Origin of the sequence: Stutzerimonas stutzeri (assembly GCF_013522825.1) — a bacterium.
In the GTDB taxonomy this organism is placed as follows: Bacteria; Pseudomonadota; Gammaproteobacteria; order Pseudomonadales; family Pseudomonadaceae; genus Stutzerimonas; species Stutzerimonas stutzeri_AK.
Genome location: NZ_JAAMQZ010000015.1, coordinates 94,426 through 120,253, shown reverse-complemented (window position 1 = coordinate 120,253; position 25,828 = coordinate 94,426). Strand labels below are relative to the sequence as shown.

General features: G+C 62.1%; 26 protein-coding genes and 1 tRNA gene. 18 read left to right on the top strand and 9 right to left on the bottom strand.

What is annotated here, in order from left to right:
* Positions 1 to 472, bottom strand: a 472-nt coding sequence (locus tag G7020_RS11700) for an aldehyde dehydrogenase family protein (RefSeq protein ID WP_181084570.1), incomplete at its 3' end; no start/stop codon positions are given.
* A 329-nt stretch (positions 473 to 801) separates the two neighbouring features.
* On the opposite strand from G7020_RS11700, the gene qhpR reads away from it, so the two are divergent.
* Entirely contained in the window at positions 802 to 1,890 is a 1,089-nt protein-coding gene (qhpR, locus tag G7020_RS11695; protein WP_181084568.1) for an AraC-like transcriptional regulator QhpR, read from the top strand.
* Positions 1,891 to 2,091: 201 nt separating this feature from the next.
* Here the strand turns inward: qhpR and G7020_RS11690 are convergent, their stop codons facing one another.
* From G7020_RS11690 to G7020_RS11680, 3 genes are all read right to left on the bottom strand, one after another.
* Positions 2,092 to 2,493, bottom strand: coding sequence for a type II TA system antitoxin MqsA family protein (locus tag G7020_RS11690; protein ID WP_181084566.1), 402 nt, complete (start codon positions 2,491 to 2,493; stop codon positions 2,092 to 2,094).
* 2 nt (positions 2,494 to 2,495) lie between these two features.
* Positions 2,496 to 2,792 carry a type II toxin-antitoxin system MqsR family toxin gene (locus G7020_RS11685; protein WP_181084564.1) on the bottom strand — a complete coding sequence of 99 codons (297 nt, stop codon included), beginning with the start codon at positions 2,790 to 2,792 and terminating at the stop codon, positions 2,496 to 2,498.
* A 149-nt stretch (positions 2,793 to 2,941) separates the two neighbouring features.
* Positions 2,942 to 3,031 (bottom strand) — tRNA-Ser (locus tag G7020_RS11680).
* 221 nt (positions 3,032 to 3,252) lie between these two features.
* Here G7020_RS11680 and G7020_RS11675 point away from each other — a divergent pair.
* The 3 genes from G7020_RS11675 (at position 3,253) to G7020_RS11665 (ending at position 5,775) form a co-directional block, all read left to right on the top strand.
* Positions 3,253 to 3,942, top strand: coding sequence for a crotonase/enoyl-CoA hydratase family protein (locus G7020_RS11675; protein ID WP_181084562.1), 690 nt, complete (start codon positions 3,253 to 3,255; stop codon positions 3,940 to 3,942).
* A 268-nt stretch (positions 3,943 to 4,210) separates the two neighbouring features.
* Positions 4,211 to 5,431: an aspartate aminotransferase family protein gene (locus tag G7020_RS11670; protein WP_181084560.1), complete on the top strand. Its 1,221-nt coding sequence runs from the start codon at positions 4,211 to 4,213 to the stop codon at positions 5,429 to 5,431.
* Positions 5,432 to 5,487: 56 nt separating this feature from the next.
* Positions 5,488 to 5,775, top strand: coding sequence for a topoisomerase II (locus G7020_RS11665; protein ID WP_181084558.1), 288 nt, complete (start codon positions 5,488 to 5,490; stop codon positions 5,773 to 5,775).
* Positions 5,776 to 5,833: 58 nt separating this feature from the next.
* On the opposite strand, the gene G7020_RS11660 is transcribed toward G7020_RS11665, so the two are convergent.
* Together G7020_RS11660 and G7020_RS11655 are read right to left on the bottom strand one after the other, a co-directional pair.
* Entirely contained in the window at positions 5,834 to 6,190 is a 357-nt protein-coding gene (locus tag G7020_RS11660) for a YgaP family membrane protein (protein WP_181084556.1), read from the bottom strand.
* An 82-nt stretch (positions 6,191 to 6,272) separates the two neighbouring features.
* Complete coding sequence (locus tag G7020_RS11655; RefSeq protein ID WP_181084554.1) at positions 6,273 to 8,306, bottom strand: S9 family peptidase; 2,034 nt, start codon at positions 8,304 to 8,306, stop codon at positions 6,273 to 6,275.
* Between the two features lie 405 nt (positions 8,307 to 8,711).
* Between G7020_RS11655 and fadB the strand changes: the two genes are divergently transcribed.
* From fadB to G7020_RS11630, 5 genes are all read left to right on the top strand, one after another.
* Entirely contained in the window at positions 8,712 to 10,859 is a 2,148-nt protein-coding gene (fadB, locus tag G7020_RS11650) for a fatty acid oxidation complex subunit alpha FadB (RefSeq protein ID WP_181084552.1), read from the top strand.
* A gap of 18 nt (positions 10,860 to 10,877) precedes the next feature.
* Positions 10,878 to 12,053, top strand: a complete 1,176-nt coding sequence (gene fadA, locus G7020_RS11645) for an acetyl-CoA C-acyltransferase FadA (RefSeq protein WP_181084550.1) — start codon at positions 10,878 to 10,880, stop codon at positions 12,051 to 12,053.
* A gap of 224 nt (positions 12,054 to 12,277) precedes the next feature.
* Positions 12,278 to 12,511, top strand: a complete 234-nt coding sequence (locus tag G7020_RS11640) for a DUF1653 domain-containing protein (RefSeq protein WP_181084548.1) — start codon at positions 12,278 to 12,280, stop codon at positions 12,509 to 12,511.
* Between the two features lie 278 nt (positions 12,512 to 12,789).
* Positions 12,790 to 15,399: a type I DNA topoisomerase gene (topA, locus tag G7020_RS11635; protein WP_181084546.1), complete on the top strand. Its 2,610-nt coding sequence runs from the start codon at positions 12,790 to 12,792 to the stop codon at positions 15,397 to 15,399.
* An 88-nt stretch (positions 15,400 to 15,487) separates the two neighbouring features.
* On the top strand, positions 15,488 to 16,006 hold the full coding sequence (locus G7020_RS11630) for a DUF6586 family protein (protein ID WP_181084544.1): 519 nt from the start codon (positions 15,488 to 15,490) through the stop codon (positions 16,004 to 16,006).
* 8 nt (positions 16,007 to 16,014) lie between these two features.
* On the opposite strand, the gene G7020_RS11625 is transcribed toward G7020_RS11630, so the two are convergent.
* A complete protein-coding gene (locus tag G7020_RS11625) occupies positions 16,015 to 16,854 on the bottom strand; it encodes an EamA family transporter (RefSeq protein WP_181084542.1) in 840 nt (279 codons plus the stop codon).
* Between the two features lie 365 nt (positions 16,855 to 17,219).
* Here G7020_RS11625 and G7020_RS11620 point away from each other — a divergent pair, with 365 nt between their 5' ends.
* Positions 17,220 to 17,453: a hypothetical protein gene (locus G7020_RS11620; RefSeq protein ID WP_181084540.1), complete on the top strand. Its 234-nt coding sequence runs from the start codon at positions 17,220 to 17,222 to the stop codon at positions 17,451 to 17,453.
* Positions 17,454 to 17,526: 73 nt separating this feature from the next.
* On the opposite strand, the gene sulA is transcribed toward G7020_RS11620, so the two are convergent.
* Positions 17,527 to 18,003 carry an SOS-induced cell division inhibitor SulA gene (gene sulA, locus G7020_RS11615; RefSeq protein WP_181084539.1) on the bottom strand — a complete coding sequence of 159 codons (477 nt, stop codon included), beginning with the start codon at positions 18,001 to 18,003 and terminating at the stop codon, positions 17,527 to 17,529.
* 10 nt (positions 18,004 to 18,013) lie between these two features.
* Positions 18,014 to 18,622: a transcriptional repressor LexA gene (lexA, locus tag G7020_RS11610; RefSeq protein ID WP_181084537.1), complete on the bottom strand. Its 609-nt coding sequence runs from the start codon at positions 18,620 to 18,622 to the stop codon at positions 18,014 to 18,016.
* A gap of 190 nt (positions 18,623 to 18,812) precedes the next feature.
* Between lexA and G7020_RS11605 the strand changes: the two genes are divergently transcribed.
* The 8 genes from G7020_RS11605 (at position 18,813) to G7020_RS11570 (ending at position 25,747) form a co-directional block, all read left to right on the top strand.
* The gene (locus tag G7020_RS11605) at positions 18,813 to 19,520 is read left to right on the top strand and encodes a TetR/AcrR family transcriptional regulator (protein ID WP_181084534.1); all 708 of its coding nucleotides are present in this window, start codon (positions 18,813 to 18,815) and stop codon (positions 19,518 to 19,520) included.
* Between the two features lie 67 nt (positions 19,521 to 19,587).
* On the top strand, positions 19,588 to 20,112 hold the full coding sequence (locus tag G7020_RS11600) for a L,D-transpeptidase (RefSeq protein WP_181084533.1): 525 nt from the start codon (positions 19,588 to 19,590) through the stop codon (positions 20,110 to 20,112).
* 16 nt (positions 20,113 to 20,128) lie between these two features.
* On the top strand, positions 20,129 to 21,127 hold the full coding sequence (gene nagZ, locus G7020_RS11595; RefSeq protein WP_181084531.1) for a beta-N-acetylhexosaminidase: 999 nt from the start codon (positions 20,129 to 20,131) through the stop codon (positions 21,125 to 21,127).
* A 13-nt stretch (positions 21,128 to 21,140) separates the two neighbouring features.
* Positions 21,141 to 21,878, top strand: a complete 738-nt coding sequence (locus tag G7020_RS11590) for an S-methyl-5'-thioinosine phosphorylase (RefSeq protein WP_181084529.1) — start codon at positions 21,141 to 21,143, stop codon at positions 21,876 to 21,878.
* A 103-nt stretch (positions 21,879 to 21,981) separates the two neighbouring features.
* Entirely contained in the window at positions 21,982 to 22,479 is a 498-nt protein-coding gene (locus G7020_RS11585) for an LEA type 2 family protein (protein ID WP_181084527.1), read from the top strand.
* A 7-nt stretch (positions 22,480 to 22,486) separates the two neighbouring features.
* Positions 22,487 to 22,675: an SEC-C metal-binding domain-containing protein gene (locus G7020_RS11580; RefSeq protein ID WP_181084525.1), complete on the top strand. Its 189-nt coding sequence runs from the start codon at positions 22,487 to 22,489 to the stop codon at positions 22,673 to 22,675.
* Between the two features lie 7 nt (positions 22,676 to 22,682).
* Entirely contained in the window at positions 22,683 to 23,138 is a 456-nt protein-coding gene (locus tag G7020_RS11575; protein ID WP_181084523.1) for a DUF2489 domain-containing protein, read from the top strand.
* A gap of 71 nt (positions 23,139 to 23,209) precedes the next feature.
* Positions 23,210 to 25,747, top strand: a complete 2,538-nt coding sequence (locus G7020_RS11570) for a penicillin acylase family protein (protein WP_181084521.1) — start codon at positions 23,210 to 23,212, stop codon at positions 25,745 to 25,747.
* Positions 25,748 to 25,828: the final 81 nt, after the last annotated feature.

The following is a 25,828-nucleotide window of genomic DNA, read 5'->3' as shown; positions in this document are numbered from 1 at the left end:
CCACACCCAGCGGCTCGTGGAAGTGGTACGCGGCGGTGTGCTCGTTGATCTCGGCGGCGCTGCCCTCCTGGGCGCGCAGGCAGCCGGCGAAGTAGCGGAAATGGTCGGCGGCCAGCGGGATGTCGGCATTGAGGGTTTCACGCACGGCCTTGCCGTTGTCCCAGGTCTCGGTAACGGCGAGCTTTTCCAGGTTGGCTTCGATGCGGTCGGCGATCTTCAGCAGGATCAGCGAACGCTCCTGAACGGACGTCTTGCCCCAGGCATCGGCGGCGGCGTGGGCGGCATCCAGGGCCTTGTCGATATCCTCGGCGCCGGAGCGCGGGAATTCGCCGATCAAGGAGCCATCCACCGGGCTGGTGTTGGCGAAGTACTCACCCTTCACGGGCGGCACGAACTCACCTGCGATGTAGTTGCCGTAGCGAGGCTTGAGGGAAACGATGGCGCCTTCGGTACCGGGTTGGGCGTAAATCATGGGGAAATCCTCCGAACGACTGTTGTTGTAGTTGTTGCTGCACGTGGCCGGTTCTCAAAGGCGGCTCAGGTTGATCATGAGACAGATTCATGGGACAGACTTGACCCGGACAGGGCGTCGCTGTCGTCCAGAGTCAACTTGGTGAGTGTTTCGCGAAGTGTCAGTTCGGGCGCACGGTTCTGGTGCCCGTGTTTCCCGTTTACTCGTTTCTGGGCCATGCTGGGGCGTGATGGCTGGGCCATCACTGTCTATTTGAGCGGTTTGGCGGGGCTCGCGGAGCGCGGCGTGGTTCTTGCTTCAAGACGCGGATGGTTACGATGGAGGCGCAGATGAGTTCCCTGTTCGATCAGACGGATACGTCGGCTGGTCTGGCCCTTGTCACTGGCGGGCAAAAACATGCCGGCGTGCTGGCCGCAGCCGCCAGCGGCCTGTGCGGTTTCATCGAGCGGCAGGGCGGGGATGCCGAACGTGTGCTCGGAGTGTCCGGAATTGATCCGGACTTGCTGCAGCATCCCACCCTCAGCCTGGCGCTGCCGAATTACTGCCAGGTGCTGGAAGAAGCGGCGCGGCAATCGGGTTGCGACAACTTCGGCCTGTACTATGGTCAGCAGTTCAAGCCGCAGGCACTGGGGCTGCTGGGTTACATCGGTCTGTGTTCGGCGACGGTGGAGCAGGCGCTGATCAACTTCGCCCGCGCATTCCCGCTGCACCAGCGCAACAGTCTGATTCGTCTGGTCGACGATGGGGAATGCTATCGTTTCGATTATCAGGTTCGGCACGGCGCCATCCTCTGTCGACGACAGGATGCCGAACTGACCCTGGGCATGGCACGCAACCTGATCCGACATGTGCTCGGAAGCCAATGGGCTCCGCGTGCGGTGCACTTCGAACACCCGCGTCCGGTGGACTGGCACGAGCACAGCAAGGTTTTCGATGCGCCGGTGTATTTCGAACAACCCTGCAATTCGCTACTGATTCCCAAGGTCGGCTTGACACGGGCGATGCCGGGAAGCGATCCGGTGCTGTTGATGGTCATGCAGGATTCCCTGCGCCAGCTCAGCATGGCCGGGCGCACGGAGCCGGACATCGTCGACGATGCGCGCGCGCAGATTCGTCAGCGGCTGTTATTGGGCGAGCCGGTGCTGGAGGATATCGCCGAGCAGATGGGCATGAGCAGCTGGTCGCTGCAGCGCCGCCTGCGTGAGCAGGGGTTGAGCTTCTCCACGCTGGTGGACAAACAACGTCAGGAACTGGCGACCTACTACATGCGTCAGCAGCAGTTGCCCATCTCGGAGTTGGCTCCGTTGCTTGGCTACTCCGAAACCAGCGCGTTCTCGCGTGCGTTTCGTCGGTGGTTCGGAGTGAGTCCTCGCCAGTGGCGCCAGCACAGCGACCTGGTCAATACCAGGCAGCACTAACTCCGCCGCCCTTGGCGCTGGCGTGGCGCACAAGTGAAAAGGCCATGCGCCGGTAACCTGTTGCACGAGGCAGGTGCTTTTGTGGGAGCGGGCTTGCCCGCGAAGCTTTTGCCGGTGGCTTCGTGCCGAACCCGTTCAACAGGGCTTTCCGCTCCCCGCGGCGGTTCGTTTCGTTTCAGTTCGGCAGAGTGGTTTCGACACTCAGCCTGGACGAAGCTCGTTGATCAATTCAGGGTGCCGACCCAGGATCTTGAACAATTGCACCAGTGGTTGCGGTGCTTCCGTGCTGCCTCGCTCGTAGCGAGAAAACGCATTCGGGCCACCGCCGAACAGCTCAGCCGCTTCACGCTGGCTCAACCGCAACTGCTTGCGCACACTGCGAATCAGCTCCTGATTGCCATCCTGGGCATTCACCTGCTGACGAAACTCGGTCATTGCCTTCATCACGCGGTCGCTTTCGCCAGGGCCTGTCAGGCACTCGCCGCAGGCATCGCACCAGTCTGCCGTTACGTCGGCAATCTCGGTTATCTGGCCCTTGTAGGTAAAGGGCAGGTTACGGGTGTCGTGGACCAGTTCAGCCTGGCCGCAAACCGGACATTTCATGGTCACTTCTCCTTGAAGGAAACGATCAGCAGATCGGCCACCAGAGTAAACTTCAGGTAGACCTGCCCAACTTCAGTGAAGGGCCGGTAAACATCCTGCCAGGCCGTATGATCCGCATAGGTGGTCATGCTCTTGAAAAAGTCGCGACTGCTCAGGGCATTGATAACGGCCAGCATGCCGGCCTCGTCCAGCCCCAGCTCTGAACCGCCTTCCAGTGCTACGCGGGTGAAGCGATAACGCTGTTCGGCAATAGCCTGCTTCACCAGGGACAACTTGAAGTGCGGTATGCGCTTTTCCATAAGCAAGAAAATAACCTATTAGGTTTATTTCGGCAATCGATGTGCTAGGCGGCTCAACCCGCTTTTCGACAGTTCTTCGACACCTTGAAGCCCAGAAAGCAAAAAGCCCTGAAAACTCTTCAGTTTTCAGGGCTTTTCAATATCGAAAGTGGCGGTGAGGGTGGGATTCGAACCCACGATACGATTTCTCGTATACACACTTTCCAGGCGTGCTCCTTCAACCGCTCGGACACCTCACCGGGTCTCGACGGGCATGCTGTCCGTCGAGGCGCGCTAATGTAGCCGAACACTTTGCGGATGGCAAAAGTTTTTTGGTTTTTCATGCGCTTAGGGGCTGCTGCCGGCTTTCTTCTGGCCGCGCGAACCCTGTGGTTTCGTGACTTGCCAGTCAGTCACGGCGCTTTACGTGGTGGAATGCGCTGGGTAACGTCGGCCCACTTCTTAAACAAGGAATCGAGTCATGAGCGATCTGGTTGCCTACCAACTTGAAGACGGCATCGCCACGCTGACGCTGAACAATGGCAAGGTCAATGCGCTGTCGCCGGCGGTTTTCGAGGCGCTCAATGCGGCGCTGGATCGTGCCGAGCAGGACCGTGCCGTGGTGATCCTCACCGGCCAGCCGGGCATTCTATCCGGTGGTTACGATCTCAAGGTGATGACCTCCGGCCCCGAAAACGCCATGGCGCTGGTGGCCACGGGTTCCACGTTGTCACGCCGGATGCTCGCGCATCCTTTCCCCATCATCGCTGCCTGCCCAGGCCATGCCATCGCCAAGGGTGCCTTCCTGCTGCTGTCGGTCGATTACCGCATCGGTGTCGAGGGCGCGTTCAATATCGGCCTCAACGAAGTGCAGATCGGCATGACCATGCACCATGCGGGGATCGAGTTGGCCCGCGATCGCCTGCGCAAATCCGCCTTCCATCGCTCGGTGATCAACGGCGAGATGTTCGATCCGCAGGGCGCGCTGGATGCGGGCTTCCTCGACAAGGTGGTCGCACCTGAAGAACTGATGACGACGGCCCGAGCCGCCGCCGCGCAATTGCAGAAGATCAACATGACGGCGCACAAGAACACCAAGCGCAAGGTGCGCAAGGCGCTGCTGGAAACCCTGGATCAGGCGATCGCGCTGGACCAGCAGCACTTCGGCTGAGCCGGCATTGGCCAGGCTGGAAGAGAATTTTCCAGCCGACGCTCATTCCGGTCATTCCTGCGTTTAAACTGCGTCTGAAACGCCCCACCAATGTGGGGCGTTTCATTTGGCTATGCCTCCCCGTCAGTTGCTACGAGCACTTGAGGTGTGCAACCCCTTGTGGGAGCGACTTCAGTCGCGAACTTCGCGGATAAATCCGCTCCCACGGAAGCAGAGTCGCTCTGTCAGCACGTCATTCTTATTTTCGCTACATCGCAGGAGAGTCCTGATGTCCGCCCCGCACACCCCGGTAGAACGTTCCGATTTCGACCAGGTCATCGTCCCCACTTTCGCTCCAGCCGCCTTCATTCCGGTGCGCGGTCAGGGCTCGCGAGTATGGGATCAAAGCGGGCGAGAACTGATCGACCTCACCGGCGGCATCGCCGTGAATGTGCTCGGGCACGCACATCCCGCGTTGGTGCAGACGCTCACCGAGCAAGCCGGCAAGCTCTGGCACATTTCGAATATCTTCACCAACGAGCCGGCCCTGCGTCTGGCGAAAAAGCTGGTGGACGCGACCTTTGCCGACCGCGCCTTCTTCTGCAACTCCGGCGCCGAGGCCAACGAGGCGGCGTTCAAGCTGGCACGCCGTTATGCCCACGACAACTTCGGCGCGGAGAAGTACGAGATCATTTCGGCGATCAACAGCTTCCATGGCCGCACTTTGTTCACCGTGACGGTTGGCGGGCAACCGAAGTATTCCGATGGCTTCGGCCCGAAGATCGAGGGCATCAAGCATGTGCCTTACAACGATCTGGAGGCGCTGAAGGCCGCCATCTCCGACAAGACCTGTGCCGTGGTGCTGGAGCCGATCCAGGGCGAGAGCGGCGTGCTGCCGGCGGACCAGGCTTACCTTGAGGGCGCGCGCAAACTCTGCGACGAGCACGGCGCGCTGCTGATCTTCGACGAAGTGCAGACCGGTCTGGGACGCACCGGCGAGCTGTTCGCCTACATGCATTACGGCGTCACGCCGGACATCCTGACTAACGCCAAAAGCCTCGGTGGCGGTTTTCCCATCGGCATGATGCTGACCACCGACAAGGTCGCCCAGCACTTCAGCGTCGGCACCCACGGCACCACCTTCGGTGGCAACCCGCTGGCCTGTGCGGTAGCGGAAACGGTGGTCGATATCGTCAACACGCCGGAAGTGCTGCAGGGCGTTCGGGACCGGCATGAGCGTCTGAAGACTGGCTTGCTGGAGCTGGGTGAGCGTTACGGCGTGTTCAGTCAGGTGCGCGGCATGGGCTTGCTGATCGGCTGCGTGCTGAACGATGCCTGGAAGGGCCGCGCCCGGGAGATTTTCGATGCCGCCGAGCAGGAGGCGCTGATGCTGCTGCAGGCCGGCCCGGACGTGATCCGCCTGGCACCGAGCCTGGTGATCGAGGAGGCGGACATCGTCGAGGGGCTGGCGCGTTTCGAGCGTGCCCTGGCAAAGCTGACCCAGGCCTGATTTTCCTTCGCGGGGCGGTTGCGCCGCCCTGCATTTCCCAGACAGAGAGAACCGATATGAGCGATGCCCTGCAACTTATTCTCGAAGACGTGGACGGCACCCAGCTGGAAACGTCCTGCACCCGTTTTGCCGTGATGTGGCAGGGCCGTGAGGTGTGGATTCAGCAGGTCGGCAATAATCAACTGATGATTGGCGTCGACGTAGAAGAGAGCGACACCGAATACGCCAACCTGCTGCTGCGTCCGCTGGCGACTAACCTGGTCAGCCTGGAGCTGGAAATGGAGCCCATCGAGGCGGGCGACGAAGAGCATGTGCACGGGCCTGATTGTGGCCACGATCACTGACTGATGGTTTGGCGGCGGCCATGCTGGCGCCGCCGCGCATTTTTCTCGCAGGGCAGGTTCAAACGCCTGCCGGCGGACTCTTCAGCGAATCGTTTCCGGTCACCGTCGCAGTGGCGGTTGCAGCCTCGGCATTGGCTTCCAGTTGCTGCCGATTGGTATCGCCATGCAGGGGCATGCCGCGCGAGGTGCCTTCGGCCTTCGGCGCATGCTCGTTCAGCTCGCAGAGCACCCGCTTGGCCTCGCAGTGGCCGCTGATGCCCCGAGCCAGTGCCATGCCACCCATGGCCAGCTGCACGATTCCTCCCAGGCCGCCGCGGCCAAGGCCCTTGCCCATGAAATAAAGCCCGCCGGCAATGGAAGCCCCGCGCTCCCAGCCATGCACGTTGGGGGTCGAATGTGAAGAATTCTGTTTCATGATGCTCGCTCCAGCTCGATGGTCTGAATGAGATGACTGCTGCGGCTCTGGAGCGTTCCAGCCACAGGTCGGAAGCGCAAATTCAGACATCTGCGAGAGCGAACACCTTCAGCACGAAAGCGTATTCCAGTGCAGCATCCTTGAGCGCCTGATAACGACCGCTCATGCCGCCATGGCCGGCGCCGAGTTCGGTTTTCAGAAGCAGCAGATTGTCATCGGTCTTGCTGGCGCGCAGCCTGGCGACCCATTTCGCTGCCTCCCAGTATTGAACCCGGCTGTCGTTGTAGCCAGCCACGGCAAGAATCGCCGGGTAGGCTTGCGCCTGGACGTTCTCGTAGGGCGCATAGGCCTTGATCCGGGCATGCACGTTCGGCTCGTTGGGGTTGCCCCATTCGTCGTACTCAGTGACTGTCAATGGCAGGTCTTCATCGAGCATGGTGTTCAGCACATCGACGAAAGGTACCTCGGCGATGGCGGCACCGAACAGGGCCGGGCGCATGTTCAGCACCGCACCGATCAGCAGGCCGCCGGCACTGCCGCCGCTGATGGCCAGGCGTTGCGGCGTGGTGTAGCCGTCGGCGATCAGTTTCTCCGCGCAGGCGATGAAGTCGTTGAAAGTGTTGGTCTTGTGTTCCAGCTTGCCGGCGCGATACCAGGCCTCACCCAGGTCGCCGCCGCCGCGCACGTGGGCGATGGCGAAGATGAAGCCTCGGTCGAGCAGCGACAGCCGCGCGTGGGAGAACCAGGGGTCGAGGCTGTGGCCGTAGGCGCCATAGCCATACAGATAGAGCGGTGCGGCCTTGCCGAAGGTTTCGCGGCGCCCGACCAGGCTGATGGGCACCTGGGTGCCGTCCGCGGCAGTGGCCCAGATGCGCCGGCTCTCGTAGGCATCGGCGTCGAAGGGGCCTTCCACAGGGGTTTCTTTCAAGACCTTCTGTTCACCATCGGCCAGTTGCAGCTGACGAATCTGCGCGGGACGATTCAGCGCTTCGTAGCGCAGGCGAATCACCGGGCTGTCGAACTCCAGGGTGTTCTGCACGTGCAGGCTGTAGGCCGCGTCCGGCAGTTGCAGGCGATAGGGTGTACTGTCCTGAGGTCGTACTTCGATGATCGGCAGGCCGGCTTCGCGCAGGCTGAGGGTGAGGGCGCCGGCATTCAGGCTGATGTCCTCGAGCATCACCTCGTCGCGGTGGGCGACCAGCTCCTGCCAGTGCTCGCGCTGCGGCGCACTTTCCGCTGCCAGGTACAGGGCGAAGTTGATCCCGGCCTGGTTGCTGCGCACGAACCAGTGCCACTGGCCATTCTGCAGGCCGTGGTCGGGGTAGTACTCATGGTTTTCCTCGCGTGGGGCGAGACAGGTCCAGCGGCCTTCGGGCTCGTCGGCTGGCAGTACCCAGGCTTCGCTGGTGGTCTTGCTGTTGGAGAGGATCACCAGCTGGCGTTCGGAACTGGCGCGGTAGCAATGCACGAAATAGCGACCATCCGGATCGTGATAGACCTCGCTGCGGCCTTCGCTGCCCAGGCGGTGGCGATGGATCTTGTGCGGGCGATGGGTGTCGTCGAGTTCGCCGAAGAACAGTGTCTGGTTGTCGTTGGCCCAGACCATGCTGCCGTCGCAATTGTCGAAGGGCAGGGCGCTGACTTCGCCGCTGGCCAGATCCTTGACGAACAGCCGGTAGATCTCGTCGCCCTGGGTGTCGAGGCTGTAGGCCAGCTTGCTGTGATCCTGGCTGATGCTGAAGGCGCCCAGCGACAGGAAGCCCCCGCCGGCCAGTTCATTGGGATCGAGCAATAGCTGTTCGGTGTTTTCGTCTACGCTGAACGAGCCGTCGATAGGGCGCGGGCAGCGGTAATGGCGCGGGTACTCATCGCCGGCTGTGGTGCGCTGGTAATACAGCCATGGCCCCCAAGGCGAGGGTAGTGACAGGTCGGTCTCGCGGATGCGGCCCTTGATCTCCTGGAACAGCGTTTCGCGCAATGTGCTCTGATCGAGCAGCTGTTCCTCCAGCCAGGCATTTTCCGCCTTGAGGTAGTCGAGCACCTCGGGTGCGTCGCGGTTCTCCAGCCACTTGTAAGGGTCCTGACCGTGATCGATGCGGGCAATGGGGGCGGGCATGGGAAACTCCTGACGAGACGGGGCGGCTGGAAGGGTTTGCAGTGTACAAGGCGTTCGTGTGCTTGTGAGGGGGCATCCGTCCATGGCGATGCGCGGAATACTTGTTCGGCCTTTTGCAGGGCTTGCTGGCCGAACAAGTTCGGCCCTACGGTCCTGCGGTCATTGATCTGCAGAACGATGGCCCGAGTGAGCTTCTGGCTTGATCGCCGATTGACAAGCGGGTGCTTTTCCATGAAGGTGTGTCCACCCAATCAAACGGGCGTATGAATCGAGCGTTTGCCATGCAAATGCCGTCTACCCTGATTATCGTGTCGGTGGGTGTCGGGTCATCGGTTTCGATGACGGTCATGAAGACCGACGACGTGCGACACGTAACGTTCAGCTTCCATATCTGGAGATCAGTTGATGATTTACGAAGGTAAAGCCATCACGGTTAAGGCTCTTGAGAGTGGCATCGTCGAATTGAATTTCGACCTCAAGGGTGAGTCCGTCAACAAGTTCAATCGCCTCACCCTCAACGAACTGCGCCAGGCCGTCGACGCCATCAAGGCCGACGCTTCGGTCAAGGGCGTTATCGTCAGCAGCGGCAAGGACGTCTTCATCGTCGGCGCCGACATCACCGAATTCGTCGATAACTTCAAGCTCCCGGACGAGGAACTGGTCGCCGGCAACCTCGAAGCGAACAAGATCTTCAGCGATTTCGAAGACCTGGGCGTGCCTACCGTCGTCGCCATCAACGGCATCGCCCTGGGTGGCGGTTTCGAGATGTGCCTGGCGGCTGACTACCGCGTCATGTCCAGTGCGGCCAAGATCGGTTTGCCGGAAGTCAAGCTGGGCATCTACCCGGGCTTCGGCGGCACCGTGCGTCTGCCGCGCCTGATCGGTGTCGACAATGCCGTCGAGTGGATCGCCTCGGGCAAGGAAAACCGCGCCGAAGACGCGCTGAAAGTACATGCCGTCGATGCCGTGGTCGCGCCCGAGCAACTGCAGGCTGCGGCGCTGGATCTGGTCAAGCGCGCCATTTCCGGTGAGCTGGACTACAAGGCCAAGCGTCAGCCGAAGCTGGAAAAGCTCAAGCTCAACGCCATCGAGCAGATGATGTCGTTCGAGACCTCCAAGGCCTTCGTTGCCGGTCAGGCGGGTCCGAACTACCCGGCGCCGGTCGAAGCCATCAAGTCCATTCAGAAAGCAGCCAACTTCGGGCGTGACAAGGCCATCGAAGTCGAGGCCGCCGGCTTCGCCAAGCTGGCCAAGACCTCGGTCGCCGAGAGCCTGGTCGGCCTGTTCCTCAGCGACCAGGAGCTGAAGAAGAAGGCCAAGAACTACGACAAGCAGGCCCGTGACGTGAAATTGGCCGCTGTGCTGGGCGCCGGCATCATGGGTGGCGGCATCGCTTACCAGTCGGCCATCAAGGGTACGCCGATCCTGATGAAGGATATCCGCGAGGAAGGCATCCAGATGGGCCTGGACGAGGCGTCCAAGCTGCTCGGCAAGCGCGTCGAGAAGGGTCGCATGACCCCGGCGAAGATGGCCGAAGCCCTCAATGCGATTCGTCCGACCACTTCCTATGGTGATTTCGGCAACGTCGACATCGTCGTCGAAGCCGTGGTCGAGAACCCCAAGGTCAAGCAGGCGGTACTGGCCGAAGTCGAAGGCCTGGTGCGCGAGGACGCGATCATCGCCTCCAACACCTCGACCATCTCCATCAGCCTGCTGGCCCAGGCGCTCAAGCGTCCGGAAAACTTCTGCGGCATGCACTTCTTCAACCCGGTGCACATGATGCCGCTGGTGGAAGTCATCCGTGGCGAGAAGACCAGCGAAACCGCCATCGCCACCACCGTCGCCTACGCCAAGAAGATGGGCAAGAGCCCGGTCGTGGTCAACGATTGCCCAGGCTTTTTGGTCAACCGCGTGCTGTTCCCGTACTTCGGCGGCTTCGCCCGCGCCATCGCCCACGGTGTCGACTTCGTGCGCGCCGACAAGGTGATGGAGAAGTTCGGCTGGCCCATGGGCCCGGCTTACCTGATGGACGTCGTCGGCATGGATACCGGCCACCACGGTCGTGACGTGATGGCCGAAGGCTTCCCGGATCGCATGAAGGACGATGGCAGAACCGCAATCGATGTCATGTACGAGGCCAACCGCCTGGGCCAGAAGAACGGCAAGGGCTTCTACGTCTATGAAGTGGACAAGAAGGGCAAGCCGAAGAAGGTCGTCGACCCGCAGTCCTACGAGCTGCTCAAGCCGATCGTCAGCGAGACCCGCGAGCTGTCCGACGAGGACATCATCAACTACATGATGATCCCGCTGTGCCTGGAAACCGTTCGCTGCCTGGAAGACAAGATCGTCGAGACCGCCGCCGAAGCCGACATGGGCCTGATCTATGGCATCGGTTTCCCTCCCTTCCGTGGGGGTGCACTGCGCTACATCGATTCGATCGGTGTCGCCGAGTTCGTGGCGCTGGCCGACAAGTACGCCGACCTGGGCCCGCTGTACCACCCGACTGCGAAGCTGCGTGAAATGGCTGCCAACGGCCAGCGCTTCTACGGTTAATCGAGCGAGAGTGAAGATATGAGCCTTAATCCGAGAGACGTCGTCATTGTCGACTTCGGCCGTACCCCGATGGGTCGTTCCAAGGGCGGCATGCACCGCAACACCCGCGCCGAGACCATGTCTGCGCAACTGATCGAAGGCGTGCTCGCGCGCAACCCGAAGATCGATCCGGCAGAAGTGGAAGATGTGATCTGGGGCTGCGTCAACCAGACCCTGGAGCAGGGCTGGAACATCGCCCGCATGGCTTCGCTGCTGACCCGCATTCCCCACACCAGCGCGGCACAGACCGTCAGCCGCCTGTGCGGTTCGTCGATGAGCGCGCTGCACACCGCCGCCCAGGCGATCATGACCGGCAACGGTGACGTGTTCGTCATCGGTGGTGTCGAGCACATGGGCCACGTCAGCATGATGCATGGCGTCGATCCGAACCCGCAGCTGTCGCTGCACGTCGCCAAGGCGTCCGGCATGATGGGCCTGACCGCCGAAATGCTCGGCAAGATGCACGGCATCACCCGCGAGCAGCAGGACGCCTTCGGTGAGCGCTCGCACCGCCTGGCGCACAAGGCGACCGTCGAAGGCCTGTTCAAGGATGAAATCATCCCGATGCAGGGTCACGACGAGAACGGCTTCCTCAAGGTCTTCGACTACGACGAAACCATTCGCCCGGAAACCACCCTGGAAAGCCTGGCCACCCTCAAGCCTGCGTTCAACCCCAAGGGCGGCACCGTGACGGCGGGTACGTCCTCGCAGATCACCGACGGCGCGTCCTGCATGATCGTGATGAGCGCTCAGCGGGCCAAGGACCTGGGCATCGAGCCGTTGGCGGTGATCCGTTCCATGGCGCTGGCCGGGGTCGATCCGGCGATCATGGGCTACGGTCCGGTGCCGGCCACGCAGAAGGCGCTCAAGCGCGCCGGCCTGACCATGGACGACATCAGCCACGTCGAACTGAACGAGGCCTTCGCTGCGCAGGCGCTGCCGGTGCTCAAGGATCTCAAGCTGCTCGACAAGATGGACGAGAAGGTCAACCTGCATGGCGGCGCCATCGCACTGGGCCATCCGTTCGGTTGCTCCGGAGCGCGTATCTCCGGCACGCTGCTGAACGTCATGAAGCAGAATGGCGGTACCCTTGGCGTGTCCACGATGTGTATCGGGCTGGGACAAGGTATCACCACGGTGTTCGAACGCGTCTAACAGGTGTTGAAAAACTGGCTGCGTTGGCATACTGCGTTGAAAACAGGCTCGAGCTGCTCATTTAGATCACTAAACTCCGCGCTCTCGCCTGTTCTCGCCTTGTCTTGCCTGCCTCGCCTACGTTTTTCAACTGGCTGCTAAGCTGTTCGAGCACGGAAGGAAGCCGGGGCCTTGTGCCCCGGTTTTCATTTCAGGACCGTCATTATTTTGCAGAGGCAGCCGAAATGCAGATCACCCCAGGGCGTTACCGTCATTACAAGGGACCCGAGTACCGGGTATTCGCGGTGGCCCAGCATTCCGAAACGGAAGAGTTCATGGTGTTCTACCAGGCGTTGTACGGGGATTTCGGGCTCTGGGTCCGGCCGCTGTCGATGTTCACCGAAACGGTCGAGGTCGATGGCGAAACGCTGCCTCGCTTCGCATTGATCGAGGAAGAATCCAGCCTCTTTGGCGGCTGAACCTGCCGACGGGCTTGGTCCTTGCGCTTGACCTTGGCTCGCTCGCCACTATATATAGCGGTGCTTTTGGGGCAGAGCGAAGGCGCTGTGACCCGATCCGGCTTGATGCAAGACCCGCTGGACAGCCATGCTGACTGCGGATGAAGAACTATTTTCGGGCATGGAGTGTCCTGTGCGGCGCATGAAACGCCGCTTCGCACCTTTCCGACAGTGCAGTTTTTTCGCACTGCGGAGCAAATCTTCTCAGTTCACCTCTCGATTCAGGAACTCTCCTCTCCATGGGTAAATCGCTGGTCATCGTGGAATCACCGGCCAAGGCCAAGACCATCAACAAGTATCTGGGCAGCCAGTACGTGGTGAAATCGAGTATCGGCCACATCCGCGACCTTCCCACCAGCGGTTCCGCTTCCCGCGAGCCGGTCAAGCGTGGCAAGGCTGCGGTCGCCGAAGCGCCTGCGCTGTCGCCCAAGGAAAAGGCCAAGCGCCAGCTCTTCACCCGCATGGGTGTCGATCCGGAGCACGGCTGGAAAGCCAAATACGAAATCCTGCCCGGCAAGGAAAAGGTGATCGAGGAACTGCGCCGTCTGGCCAAGGAAGCCGACACCATTTATCTCGCGACCGACTTGGATAGAGAGGGGGAGGCGATCGCCTGGCACCTGCGCGAATCCATTGGCGGCGACGACAGCCGCTTCAAGCGCGTGGTATTCAACGAGATCACCAAGAAGGCGATCCAGGAGGCCTTCTCCAAGCCAGGCGAGCTGGATATCAACCGTGTCAATGCGCAACAGGCGCGGCGCTTCCTCGACCGTGTGGTGGGCTACATGGTTTCGCCGCTACTGTGGTCGAAGATTGCCCGGGGCCTGTCAGCGGGTCGCGTGCAGTCGGTGGCGGTGAAACTGGTGGTCGAGCGTGAGCGCGAGATCCGCGCCTTCGTTCCGGAAGAGTACTGGGAAGTCCACGCCGACCTCGCCACGGCTGACAAGGCCAAGGTTCGCTTCGAGGTCGCGCGGGAAAATGGCCAGGCGTTCAAGCCGCTGAACGAAGGCCATGCCATGGCCGCACTGGAGCAGCTGCAGGGCGCGAGCTACAGCGTCAGCAAGCGCGAAGACAAGCCGACCAGCAGCAAGCCGTCCGCGCCCTTCATCACGTCGACCCTGCAGCAGGCAGCGAGCAACCGCCTCGGCTTCGGCGTGAAGAAAACCATGATGATGGCGCAACGTCTGTATGAAGCCGGCTACATCACCTACATGCGTACCGACTCCACCAACCTGTCGGCGGATGCCATCGATATGGTGCGCGGCTTCATCCAGGACGAGTTCGGCGACAAGTATCTGCCGGAGAAGCCCAGCGTTTATTCCAGCAAGGAGGGCGCCCAGGAAGCGCACGAAGCGATCCGCCCCTCCGATGTCAACCTGCGTCCGACCCAGCTGTCTGGCATGGAGCGCGATGCCGAGCGTCTGTATGAGCTGATCTGGCGCCAGTTCGTTGCCTGCCAGATGCCGCCAGCACAGTATCTGTCCACCAGCGTCACGGTGGTGGCAGGCAATTTCGAGCTGCGCGCCAAGGGCCGTATTCTCAAGTTCGATGGTTACACCAAGGTCATGCCGCAGCAGAGCAAGGGCGGCGAAGACGATGTGCTGCCGGAAATGAACAAGGGCGATGCCATGGCGCTGCTCAAGCTCGACCCGAGCCAGCATTTCACCAAACCGCCGGCGCGCTATTCCGAAGCGAGCCTGGTCAAGGAAATGGAAAAGCGCGGCATCGGTCGTCCATCCACCTATGCGGCGATCATTTCCACCATCCAGGATCGCGGCTACGTGTCGCTGCACAACCGTCGTTTCTACTCCGAGAAGATGGGCGACATCGTCACCGAGCGCCTTTCGGAGAGTTTCAACAACCTGATGGACTACGGCTTTACCGCCGGCATGGAAGAACACCTCGACGACGTCGCCCAGGGCGAACGCGAGTGGAAGGCCGTGCTGGACGAGTTCTACGGTGACTTCCGCAAGAAGCTGGAAATCGCCGAAGCCGGCGAAAATGGCATGCGCGCCAACCAGCCGACCCTGACCGATATCCCGTGCAAGGTCTGTGGCCGACCGATGATGATCCGCACCGCCTCCACTGGCGTGTTCCTCGGCTGCTCCGGCTACAGCCTGCCGCCGAAGGAGCGCTGCAAATCCACGGTCAACCTGATTCCGGGCGACGAGATCGCCGCCGACGACGAGGGCGAGTCCGAGTCGCGGGTGTTGCTGGGCAAGCGCCGCTGCTCGATCTGCAGCACCGCCATGGATGCCTACCTGCTGGACGAGACGCACAAGCTGCATATCTGCGGCAACAACCCGGATTGCACCGGCTACGAGATCGAAGAGGGGCAGTACCGCATCAAGGGCTACGAAGGTCCGAGCCTGGAGTGCGACAAGTGCGGCAGCGAAATGCAGCTCAAGACCGGTCGTTTCGGCAAGTTCTTCGGCTGTACCAATGCCGAATGCAAGAACACCCGCAAGCTGCTCAAGAGCGGCGAGGCGGCGCCGCCGAAGATGGACGCGGTGAAGATGCCCGAGCTCAAGTGCGAGAAGGTCGATGACACCTACGTGCTGCGCGATGGCGCGTCCGGGCTGTTCCTGGCTGCCAGTCAGTTCCCGAAGAACCGCGAGACCCGCGCACCGCTGGTGCTGGAGCTGATACCGCACAAGGATGAGATCGATCCGAAGTATCACTTCCTGCTGGATGCGCCGAAGAAGGACCCGGAAGGCCGGCCAGCGGTCATCCGCTACAGCCGAAAGACCAAGGAGCAGTACGTGCAGACCGAGGTGAACGGCAAGCCGACGGGCTGGAAAGCCTTCTTCGACGGCGGCAAGTGGAAGGTCGAGGACAAGAACGCAAAATAGCTTCAAGCCGATAACGGCGCTTGAGGCTGGAGGCTGGAGGGACGCTGGCTACAGCCTCGGAACTTTTCTTGAAATGAGGCTGCCGCCCATGGCACATGAGCGCTACACCCGAACCAATCAGAAGCTCTACTTCGCCGGGCTGGCGCTGAACAACTGGCGGCGGGCCGAGGAGCAGGGCGGCGTCGGTGCGCAAGGTCCCGTGCAGGCCGAGCGCGAGGCCTGCCTGTTCCATCTCTATGGGGCGTTGCTGGGGCTTTGTCACGAGATTGCCGGCTACTACCGTCTGCCGGGCGCCAATGCGGCGCGGGTGGAGCTGCTGCTCACCCGCTCGCCGCAGGATTCGTCACCGAGTCCCGAGCTTGCCGAACTCATGGAGCTTGCCGGGCAGCCGCAGAGCTGGTTGGCGCAGTTGCTGGCTGCCCATGCGGCGCTGTTCGAGCCGCCTCGTGCGCCGGCCAAGGCCAAGACCGATCCCAGTCTGCCCTTGATCGAGGCGGTCGGTGTGGACGATGAGGTGGCGCCGCTGTCGGCTGATGAGGTGGCGACTTGGCGACAGCAACTGAAGGAGCTGACTCTGCGCTACCGCGAATCCCTCACGGAGTGGTGAAACGCGGCTCAGGCCTTCTTCCCAGCCCAGAGCACCAGCACGATGCCACCGAGTATCGCAAGGCCGGTAATCACCAGCCGGCCAGTCAATGCCTCACCCAGTAGCAGGCTTCCCGCGAGGACGGTCAGCAGTGGCACGCTGAGCTGGATGCTGGCGGCCTGGGTTGCCGCCAGGCGCGGTAGCACGGCATACCAGAGGGCATAGCCGATGCCCGACGTCAGGCCGCCGGACAGCAGCGCATAGATCACCCCGGCGCGATCCCATTCCAGGCCAGGCAACGCCAGCAGGCACAGTACCGCCGCTATCGGCAGCGCGCGGATGAAGTTGCCGGCGGTTGCCGCCAGCGGATCGCGGGTGCCACGCCCCAGCAGCGAATAGGCGCCCCAGGCGATCCCGGACAGAATCATCAGCAGCGCGGCGCCCATCGCCGGCGCGCTGGCGTCGGGCAGCAACAAGCCAATCAGACCAGCCAGCGCCAGGGCTGAGCCCAGGGTCTGCATGGGTGAGAGCCGCTCGCCCTTGAACAGTCCCCAGGCGATCATGCTCAGCTGCACCGCAGCGAACAGCATGAGCGCACCGGCGCCCGCATCGAGCTTCACATAGGCGTAGGAAAAGGCAGCCGCGTACAGGAACAGCGTTGCTGCGCCCGACCAGCTGCCTGCCGGGGTCGAAGACCCCTGGCGCAAACGGAGCAGCAACCACAGCACCAGCGCGCCAGCCAGCAGGCGCAGCGCGGTGAAACTTGCCGGATCGATGTCCGTATCGCGCAGCGCAACGCGGCAGAGCAGCGAGTTGCCAGCGAAAGCGAGCATGGCCAAGGCGGTGAGTAGCAGGGTTCTGGTGGTCACGCGGGCAAGTTCCCTTTGTCGAAGATCGCCCGGCTGAAGGTCGGGTCTGTTGTCATGTTTGCCCATGCTATGCGCGATCAGGCTGCAGCGCATCCCCCGACGAAGCTGAGCCCTCCCGGCTCGTTCGACAGGGCGATCGCGCTATGGCGTCATTCTGCGATGGTCGTTCGATAAAAGCGCTGGAGGCTGGACGAAAAAACGCCATGTGCGCTCGAACCTGGATCGCTTGTCGTTCAGCCTCCAGCTTCCAGCGCTGTTTTCGGCTCTTTGAGCGCATAGCGCGATTGCCCCGGCTCGTTCGACCAGAGGGCTGCCGGCTGGCTGGTCGGCTGCTACAATGCGCGCCTTTCACGGGGAGCAGACTCATGCCAACGTCTTTTCTGGAAATCGTCGAGCTACCCGACGGCAGCATAGTGCTGCGTCGTGCGGAGGACGAAGGGGTGCTGGTCACGCTGGATTTCTCCGACGACGCGAAGGTGTTTCTGCAAGGGCAGCACGTCGAAATCGCCAAGGCGATGTTCAGCGTAGGTGTGCAAATGGCCGGGCAGATGGCGGAAGGAGAGTTCGTGCAGGAAGAGGTTGCGCACGTACTGCATTGATTGCCGTGGCGCGAGCGTGATTGCTGGAAGGACGGATTCTGCGGGGGAAAGGCACATCCGTGTGCCGCGCGTTTCAGTTGCCCAGACGTATGTTCAGGCTTTGCGTGCGCCCAAGCTCGGCGGCGGCGCGCAGCTTCAGTCGGCTGGCGCGGTCGAGGCGAGGGAACCAGGTGATCACCGTATGGCTGCAGCCTGACATCAGTGCCTTGCAGGCCAGTTCCAGCGTGTTCTGGGTCTCGCGGGCCGGCAGCAGCAGGATGCGGTCGCGATTGAGGCTGCTTTCCCGCAGCCAGCTCTGGGAGAGCGAGGTCGGTGGTGCGATCAGTGTCAGCCAGCGGGTATCCGCCGCTTCGCTGAGTTCACGCAAAATGGGCGCGAGCAACAGGCGGCAATGGCCGTCGCTGCCGCTCAGGGTCATTTCGCTGAGACGCTCCTCAGCAGTCTGTGTCGGGACGCGCGTGATGTTCGCGAAAGGCGTCAGGCTGTGAGCGATGAGCCCTTCGAACAGGGAAAGCTGTGGTGGTTTACTGGCGGTGGTTTGGTACTGCATGGACCTCTCCTTAGCGGCGAATGACGCCGACGCTCAAGCCTTCGATAACCAGTTCCTGTTGTTCCAGATCGACTTCGATAGGGGCGAACTCGGGATTTTCCGCCAGCAGCCAGACCTTCTTCCCCTCGCGCTTGAAGCGCTTTACCGTCACTTCATCGTCGATGCGGGCCACGACGATCTGCCCGTTGCGTGCTTCACGGGCAGTGTGGACGGCGAGCAGATCGCCATCGAAAATACCGACATCCTTCATGCTCATGCCATGTACCCGCAGCAGATAATCGGCAGGGGGATGGAAGAACGTGGGGTTGATCTGGCAGGACTCTTCTATATGTTGCTGGGCCAGGATGGGTGCCCCGGCGGCGACACGGCCAATGATCGGCAGGCCGCTTTCATCGGCGGCGGGTTCGAAGCCGGGAATACGTATCCCGCGCGATGCGCCGGGCGTCATTTCGATAGCACCTTTGTTTCTCAGCGCTTTCAGATGCTCCTCGGCGGCGTTGGGGGATTTGAAACCCAGTTCCTGAGCGATCTCCGCACGCGTCGGCGGGTAGCCGTTTTCTTCCAGGCAGCGCTTGATGAAGGCAAGGATTTCCGACTGGCGAGGGGTCAGCTTGATCATGGCGGTCTCTGTTCTTTTATACAGTGACTGGGATTATATACAGTGTCGGTGGCTTGGCAATCGTTGTTTCGATCATCGGCGGCAAGCCCCGGGCGAGAGCCTGTTGCGTATGATGGGCAGATGGTCGCGGTTGACTTGTTCTCGCGTGAAACGTAAGTTTCAAACACGTGTTTGTCGTTTTGGAGGGGGCATGGCGCAGTCGGAAACAGTGGAGCGGATTCTTGATGCAGCGGAACAGCTGTTTGCGGAAAAGGGCTTCGCCGAGACTTCGCTTCGCCTGATCACCAGCAAGGCTGGAGTCAATCTGGCGGCGGTCAACTATCACTTCGGCTCCAAGAAGGCGCTTATCCAGGCGGTCTTCTCCCGTTTTCTCGGCCCTTTCTGTGTCAGCCTCGAACGTGAGTTGGACAGGCGCGAAGCACAGTCAGACCGCAAGGAAAGCCTCGAAGAGCTGCTGGAAATCCTCGTTGAGCAGGCGCTGGCGGTGAAGCCGCGCAGCGGCGACGATCTGTCGATCTTCATGCGTCTGCTGGGCCTGTCGTTCAGCCAGAGCCAGGGCCACCTGCGCCGCTATCTGGATGATATGTACGGCAAGGTGTTCCGCCGCTATATGCTGCGGGTGCATGAAGCGGCGCCTTCGATACCGCCGATCGAACTCTTCTGGCGTGTGCATTTCATGCTGGGTGCGGCGGCCTTCAGCATGTCCGGCATCAAGGCGTTGCGCGCCATCGCCGAAAACGATTTCGGGGCGAGGACTTCCATCGAACAGGTCATGCGGATGATGGTGCCGTTCCTGGCAGCGGGCATGCGTGCCGATTCGGGCGTGGACGATTCGACTCTGGCCCAGGCGCATCCCATTGTGCGGCGCAATGCCCTGGCGATGACGCCCAAGGGGTGAATCTCGCCAGCGCTTTCAACAGCCTGTCCGGATGCGCGATCACGGATTGACCGGTAAGCTAGCGGCCATGTCCGATCTCGATCTGCTGCATATCTCCATCGCCGACCAGATGCTCTACGGCTTCAGCGCCGGCAGGCTGCGCGTTCGCTTGCCCGTATCCACTGCGTTGAATGGCGCGGGTGAACACAACGGTTCCGGTTGCACGCCGCGCGGTCGTCACCAGGTACGTGCGCGGATTGGTGACGGCCTGCCTGTTGGCGCCGTGCTGCGCGGGCGGCGCTGGACCGGTGAGGTCTGGAGCCCCGAGCTGCATGCGCAATTTCCGGGCCGCGACTGGATCCTGACCCGCATTCTCTGGCTCAGTGGCTGCGAACCCGGCTACAACCGTCTGGGCGCGGTCGATACCTTTCGTCGCTACATCTATCTGCATGGCACGCCCGATACGGAACCCATGGGTGTACCGCTTTCCCATGGCTGCATCAGGCTGCGCAATGCCGACCTGCTCGATCTTTTCCCCTTGGTGCCGGCGGGCTGCGCGGTACAGATAGGGGAAGAAGCCTGCCCGAGCTGGTCAGGCGCCACACTCAATTAAGGATCTGCTCACTATCATGCAAGGCTCATTGATGCTGGACATCGCCGGCACCTGGCTGACTGCCGAGGATCGCCACCTGCTGCGCCAGCCGGAAGTCGGCGGGCTGATTCTGTTCGCGCGCAATATCGAGCACCCGCGCCAGGTGCGTGAGCTGTGCCGGGCGATTCGCGCGATACGCCCCGGGCTGTTGCTGGCGGTCGATCAGGAGGGCGGTCGGGTTCAGCGGCTGCGGCGCGATTTCGTCCGTTTGCCGGCAATGCGCGAGTTTGCCCGGCGTGCCGATGCGCTGCAGCTGGCTGAAAGCTGTGGCTGGGTGATGGCCACCGAAGTGCGGGCAGTGGGGCTGGACTTCAGTTTTGCACCGGTGCTGGACCTGGATCATCAGCGCAGCGCCGTGGTCGGCACGCGGGCATTCGAGGATGATCCGCTGCGCGCTGCGGACCTCGCGGCTGCCTTTATGAAGGGCATGCGCGAGGCGGGAATGGCCAGCACGGGCAAGCACTTTCCGGGGCACGGCTGGGCAGAGGCCGATTCCCATGTGGCGATCCCGGTGGACGAGCGCAGCCTGGATCAGCTACGTGCGGTCGATCTGATCCCGTTCCAGCGTTTGAGTGGTCAGCTCGATGCCGTCATGCCGGCCCACGTCATCTATCCGAGCGTCGATGCGCAACCGGCGGGTTTTTCGCGGCGCTGGCTGCAGGACATCCTGCGCGGCGAACTGGGGTTTGGCGGCGTCATCTTCAGCGACGACCTGTCCATGGCCGGCGCCCATGTGGCGGGCGATGCGGGCGAACGCATTCGGGCGGCGCTCTCGGCGGGTTGCGACATGGGCCTGGTGTGCAATGACCGGGCCGCAGCCGAGCTGGCGCTGGTCGCCGTGCAGCAGTTGAAGATGACGCCTTCGGCGAGTCTGGGCAAGATGCGTGGCCGCTTCGATGTCGCCCCCGAATACAAACAGAATCCTCGCTGGCGTGCGTCCGTAGCTGCGCTGAAAGCGGCAGAACTGATCGACTGAGAAGGAAGGCTCCATGACTGTCCATGCCTTCATCGGCGGTACCGGCCTGACCGAGTTGAGCGGCTTCGTCCTGCAGCAAAGGCTGGTCATGCAGACGCCTTACGGATCGCCATCGGCGGAGATCATGCGGGGCGAATATGCCGGGCGCGAGGTGCTGTTCCTCGCCCGTCACGGCCATCCGCACCGGATACCCCCGCACCAGGTCAACTATCGCGCCAACCTCTGGGCGCTGAAGCAGGCCGGTGCGCAGGCGATAGTCGCGGTGAATGCAGTAGGCGGCATTCACCCGGCCATGGGCACCGGCCATCTATGCGTGGCGCACCAGATCATCGATTACACCCATGGCCGCGAGCAGACCTTCTTCGAGGGCGATATCGAGCAGGTTACCCATGTCGATTTCAGCTACCCCTATGACGAAGCGCTGCGCCAGCGCCTGATTGCCGGCCTGATGGCCGAGGGCTATCCGTTCAGCAGCCATGGTGTCTATGGCTGTACCCAGGGCCCACGGCTGGAAACGGTGGCCGAGATCGCGCGAATGGAGCGCGACGGCTGCGATATCGTGGGCATGACCGGCATGCCGGAAGCTGTGCTGGCACGTGAGCTGGAGCTGCCCTATGCGTGTCTGGCGCTGGTGGTCAATCCGGCGGCGGGCAAAAGTACCGGGATCATCACCATGGCCGAGATCGAAGCCGCCCTGGTCGAGGGCATAGTCAAGGTGCGAGCGGTACTGGCACGTGTATTGGCCGAATGAAGGCCTGTCGGCAAGGTGTAACGCGGGTGTGCGAAATTCGTGTGCCAAGCCGTTGCAGACAGTTTGACGCTTGTTACACTTGGCCGTCCTTTGGAGTACCGGAATGCTTTGCCAGGAACGCACGATAAAAATACTTAGAACGATGGCGTTGCTTAGCCTTCTGACCGGCCTGTCGGGTTGTTCGACCTGGCTGGGCGGCAATTTCGATGACCCGCAGGTTCAGCTGGCCAAGGTCGAGATCATCAAGGCGCGTTTGCTGGAACAGCAGTTCTTGCTGCGTTTTCGCATCGACAACCCCAACGATCACAGCCTGCCTGTGCGTGGCCTGCGTTATAACGTTCATCTCAATGACATCCAGTTGGCCAGTGGCGAATCCAGCGGCTGGCTGACCGTGCCGGCGAACAGCTTCGACTATTACGAGGTTCCGGTGCACACCAACCTCTGGCGGCATATGAAGTACATCGTGCGCCTGCTGGAAAAGCCGGATCGGCCCATTGCCTACCGGCTGGACGGTGACTTGAAGCTTGGTATGTGGGGTGGACGCAGGGTGCATATTTCCCGCAATGGCGAGATAATTCCCGGCACCCTCATTCCGGAGTAGCGACTCGATGAATCACGAACCTCATGTGCATGGCCCCGACTGTGATCACGACCACGACCATCACCACGGGCATGTTCATGGTCCGCACTGCAACCACAGCCATGATCCGGTACGCAATCCGTTGAAGGATGTCGGTCGCAACGATCCCTGCCCATGCGGCAGCCAGAAGAAATTCAAGAAGTGCCACGGAGCCTGAGTCGCTGATGACGCCGTTCGCTGCAGTACTGCTCATCGGCGCTCTGCTGATCGCCGCATTGGCCGGCTATGCGCTGTATCTGTGGCGCAGGGTCTGGCGTAACGAGCGACAGCAGGCGGCGCAGCAGGCTCGACAGCATGCCGAGCTTGCGGCTGACCTGCGGATTCTGGCCAGCAGTCTGCTCGACGAGCAGCTACCCCTGATCGAGGGGGCCATTCGCATCAAGGTGTTGCTCGACAACTACGACGCGAACCTGAGTCAGGACCCACATTGCGAGGTATTCCAGGCGTTGTACGAGGCGACCGCGCAGGTGCCGACCCACGCGGCCTGGAAGGCCCTGGACAAGGCCGAGCGTCGCCGTCACGAGGCCCATTTCAGCGCCCTTGAATTGCAGCACAAGGCAGCCGCACGCCGTTCGGCACGCTGGCTGCTGGACGAGGCGCTGACGCCGGCTGCCGCCTGATTCCGTCGCATCACACCTTTGCTTCTATCCTGAATACTGTCCCTGTTGCGCTCAGCTCAAAGGAGCCGTCGATGTCACTGCGTCCGCCATTTAATCTGGTTCGCCTGATTCTCGGCGCCACCGTCGCCGCCGTCAGCCTGACGGGCTGTCAGGCCTATCTGGACAGCCGCTACAGCGACAGCCTGCCGCCGAAGCAGGGCGTGCAGCCGCTGACCGGGCTGGCAGAGCGTGTCAGCATTCGGCGCAACGCCCTGGGCATGCCGCTGATCGAAACCAGCACCTTCCACGATGCATTGTTCGGCCTGGGCTACATCCACGCCACCGACCGCCTGAGCCAGATGGCCAGCCTGCGGCTGATGGCGCAGGGGCGACTGGCCGAGATGGCCGGGCCGGGTGTGCTGGAAATCGACCGCTTCATGCGCGCCGTCAACCTGCGCAAGAGTGCCGAGGTGCTCTATCGTGAAAGCTCGCCACGGATGAAGCGCTTCTTCGAGGTCTATGCGCGTGGCGTCAACGCCTACCTGTACAGGCACCGCGACAAGCTGCCGATGGACCTGGCCGCTGCCGATTACACGCCCGAATACTGGAAGCCCGAGGATTCGGTGCTGGTGTTCTGCCTGCTGAACTTCGGCCTGTCGGTGAATCTGCAGGAGGAAATCGCCGCCCTGGTGCTGGCGCAGCGCGTCGGCAGCGACAAGCTCGCCTGGCTGTTGCCGACCTATCCCGACGAGCCACTGCCCTTCGATGAGGCGGCGAAGCTCGAAGGCTTGCAACTGAGCGGACAGATTCCCGGCCTGGCCGCGCTCGACCGCGCAGCCGCGCAGGTCGCCGAGCTGAATATGCTCGGTGTGGCGGCGTCCAACAACTGGGCCATTGCCGGCAGCCGCACGCGCAGCGGCAAGCCGCTGATGGCCAACGATACCCATCTGCCGCTGTCGATGCCGTCGTACTGGAATTTCGTGCAGATCCGCTCGCCGAAATTCCAGGCGGCGGGGGTGACGGTCGCGGGTGTTCCGGCGGTGGTGGCAGGCTTCAACGGCAAGCTTGGTTGGGGTATGACCATGGTCATGGGCGACAACCAGGACCTGTTCCTGGAAAAGATCCGCCGCGAGAACGGGCGTCTGCAGTATCTGGCCGATGGCAAGTGGGTCGCGGCACGCGAGCGCCACGAGACGTTCATCGTCAAGGGCCAGCGGCCCATTCGCGAGACGATCTACGAGACGCGCAACGGTCCGCTGCTCAACAGCGTGCTGGGCGAGCGCAAGCATCCGTTGCAGCCTCTGCAACTGAGCAGCGGCTATGGCCTGGCGCTGAAGACCACTCAGTTCGAGGCGGACAAATCGCTCGATGCCTTCTTTGATCTCACGCGGGCAAAAAATGTCGATGAGGCTTTCGAGGCCAGCCGCGATATCCGCGCCATGGCGCTGAACATGGTATTTGCCGACGAGCAGGGCATCGGCTGGCAGGTCAGCGGGCGTTATCCCAACCGCCGTGGCGGCCTGGGGTTGCTGCCTTCGCCGGGCTGGGACGGGCTTTACGACTGGGACGGTTTCGCCGATCCCATGTTGCATCCCTATGATCAGGACCCGGCCCAGGGCTGGCTTGGCACCGCCAACCATCGCACGGTGCCGCGCGGCTACGGCATGCAACTGTCCAACTCCTGGCACTATCCCGAACGCGCCGAGCGCCTGGCAGAGCTGGCCGGGCAGGGCCGCCACGACACTGCCAGCATGATCGCCATGCAGTACGACCGCACGACCCCGTTCGCCGCCAAGCTGGCCGCCATGTTCGAGGAGCCGTCCATGCGCGAGCCCTTGCAGCAGGCCATCGCGGCACTGCCAGCCAGCGAACGCGACAAGGCCCGCATGGCTCTTTCGCGCCTGCTGAAATTCGACGGCGTGCTGGATGCGGCATCCGCCGATGCCGCCCTGTATTCTGCATTCCTGCATGAAAGTGCGCGGCAGACCTTCCTCGACGAGCTCGGCCCGGACGACAGTTCCGCCTGGCAGGCGCTGCTGCAGGCCGCCAACATTTCCTATTCGGCCCAGGCCGATCACCTGCTGGGTCGTGACGACAGCCCCTACTGGGACGATGTGAACACGCCGCAGCGGGAAGACAAGCCGGCCATCCTCGCGCGCAGCCTGGCGGCGGCGGTCGATCACCTGACAACGAAACTGGGCAGCGACAGCAGCGTCTGGCAGTGGGGCAAGCTGCACCACTACACCTGGGCCACGGGCACCACCCAACTGGCGCCCTATATGCCGGCCAGCAAGCGCAGCGGGATCAATGCCATTCGTGGCTATCTGGATCGCGGCCCTTATCCGGCGGGCGGCGATCACAGCACGCTGAACGTTTCCGCCTACCGCTGGGGGCAGAATTTCGATACCTGGCTGATCCCGGCCATGCGCATCGTCGTCGATTTCGGGCGCGACGAGCCACTGATCGGCTTGAACAGCTCGGGGCAGTCCGGCAATCCGGCCAGCCCGCATTACGCTGACGGCATCGAGGCGTGGATGAAGGGCCGCTACATGAGCTTTCCGTTCAAGCCACAGAATCTCGATGCGGTGTATGGCACTCAGCGCCTGTGGCTGACTCCGGCGGAGCGCTGAAGCTGGGTAGGGTGGATAACGCCGCAGGCTTTTCCACCAGCAGATGGGCAGTGGTCGGTGGAAAATCGCTGTGCGAGCTTT

Excerpts from the sequence above, each read along its gene's own strand:
- G7020_RS11620 (WP_181084540.1), top strand. The coding sequence starts at position 17,220 with ATGCCAACGTCTTTTCTGGAAATCGTCGAGCTACCCGACGGCAGCATA.
- fadA (WP_181084550.1), top strand. The coding sequence starts at position 10,878 with ATGAGCCTTAATCCGAGAGACGTCGTCATTGTCGACTTCGGCCGTACC.
- qhpR (WP_181084568.1), top strand. The coding sequence starts at position 802 with ATGAGTTCCCTGTTCGATCAGACGGATACGTCGGCTGGTCTGGCCCTT.
- G7020_RS11640 (WP_181084548.1), top strand. The coding sequence starts at position 12,278 with ATGCAGATCACCCCAGGGCGTTACCGTCATTACAAGGGACCCGAGTAC.
- G7020_RS11590 (WP_181084529.1), top strand. The coding sequence starts at position 21,141 with ATGACTGTCCATGCCTTCATCGGCGGTACCGGCCTGACCGAGTTGAGC.
- G7020_RS11670 (WP_181084560.1), top strand. The coding sequence starts at position 4,211 with ATGTCCGCCCCGCACACCCCGGTAGAACGTTCCGATTTCGACCAGGTC.
- G7020_RS11665 (WP_181084558.1), top strand. The coding sequence starts at position 5,488 with ATGAGCGATGCCCTGCAACTTATTCTCGAAGACGTGGACGGCACCCAG.
- G7020_RS11605 (WP_181084534.1), top strand. The coding sequence starts at position 18,813 with ATGGCGCAGTCGGAAACAGTGGAGCGGATTCTTGATGCAGCGGAACAG.
- G7020_RS11575 (WP_181084523.1), top strand. The coding sequence starts at position 22,683 with ATGACGCCGTTCGCTGCAGTACTGCTCATCGGCGCTCTGCTGATCGCC.
- topA (WP_181084546.1), top strand. The coding sequence starts at position 12,790 with ATGGGTAAATCGCTGGTCATCGTGGAATCACCGGCCAAGGCCAAGACC.
- fadB (WP_181084552.1), top strand. The coding sequence starts at position 8,712 with ATGATTTACGAAGGTAAAGCCATCACGGTTAAGGCTCTTGAGAGTGGC.
- sulA (WP_181084539.1), bottom strand. The coding sequence starts at position 18,003 with ATGCAGTACCAAACCACCGCCAGTAAACCACCACAGCTTTCCCTGTTC.
- G7020_RS11690 (WP_181084566.1), bottom strand. The coding sequence starts at position 2,493 with ATGAAATGTCCGGTTTGCGGCCAGGCTGAACTGGTCCACGACACCCGT.
- G7020_RS11660 (WP_181084556.1), bottom strand. The coding sequence starts at position 6,190 with ATGAAACAGAATTCTTCACATTCGACCCCCAACGTGCATGGCTGGGAG.
- lexA (WP_181084537.1), bottom strand. The coding sequence starts at position 18,622 with ATGATCAAGCTGACCCCTCGCCAGTCGGAAATCCTTGCCTTCATCAAG.
- G7020_RS11655 (WP_181084554.1), bottom strand. The coding sequence starts at position 8,306 with ATGCCCGCCCCCATTGCCCGCATCGATCACGGTCAGGACCCTTACAAG.
- G7020_RS11685 (WP_181084564.1), bottom strand. The coding sequence starts at position 2,792 with ATGGAAAAGCGCATACCGCACTTCAAGTTGTCCCTGGTGAAGCAGGCT.
- G7020_RS11585 (WP_181084527.1), top strand. The coding sequence starts at position 21,982 with ATGCTTTGCCAGGAACGCACGATAAAAATACTTAGAACGATGGCGTTG.
- G7020_RS11580 (WP_181084525.1), top strand. The coding sequence starts at position 22,487 with ATGAATCACGAACCTCATGTGCATGGCCCCGACTGTGATCACGACCAC.
- G7020_RS11570 (WP_181084521.1), top strand. The coding sequence starts at position 23,210 with ATGTCACTGCGTCCGCCATTTAATCTGGTTCGCCTGATTCTCGGCGCC.
- nagZ (WP_181084531.1), top strand. The coding sequence starts at position 20,129 with ATGCAAGGCTCATTGATGCTGGACATCGCCGGCACCTGGCTGACTGCC.
- G7020_RS11600 (WP_181084533.1), top strand. The coding sequence starts at position 19,588 with ATGTCCGATCTCGATCTGCTGCATATCTCCATCGCCGACCAGATGCTC.
- G7020_RS11630 (WP_181084544.1), top strand. The coding sequence starts at position 15,488 with ATGGCACATGAGCGCTACACCCGAACCAATCAGAAGCTCTACTTCGCC.
- G7020_RS11675 (WP_181084562.1), top strand. The coding sequence starts at position 3,253 with ATGAGCGATCTGGTTGCCTACCAACTTGAAGACGGCATCGCCACGCTG.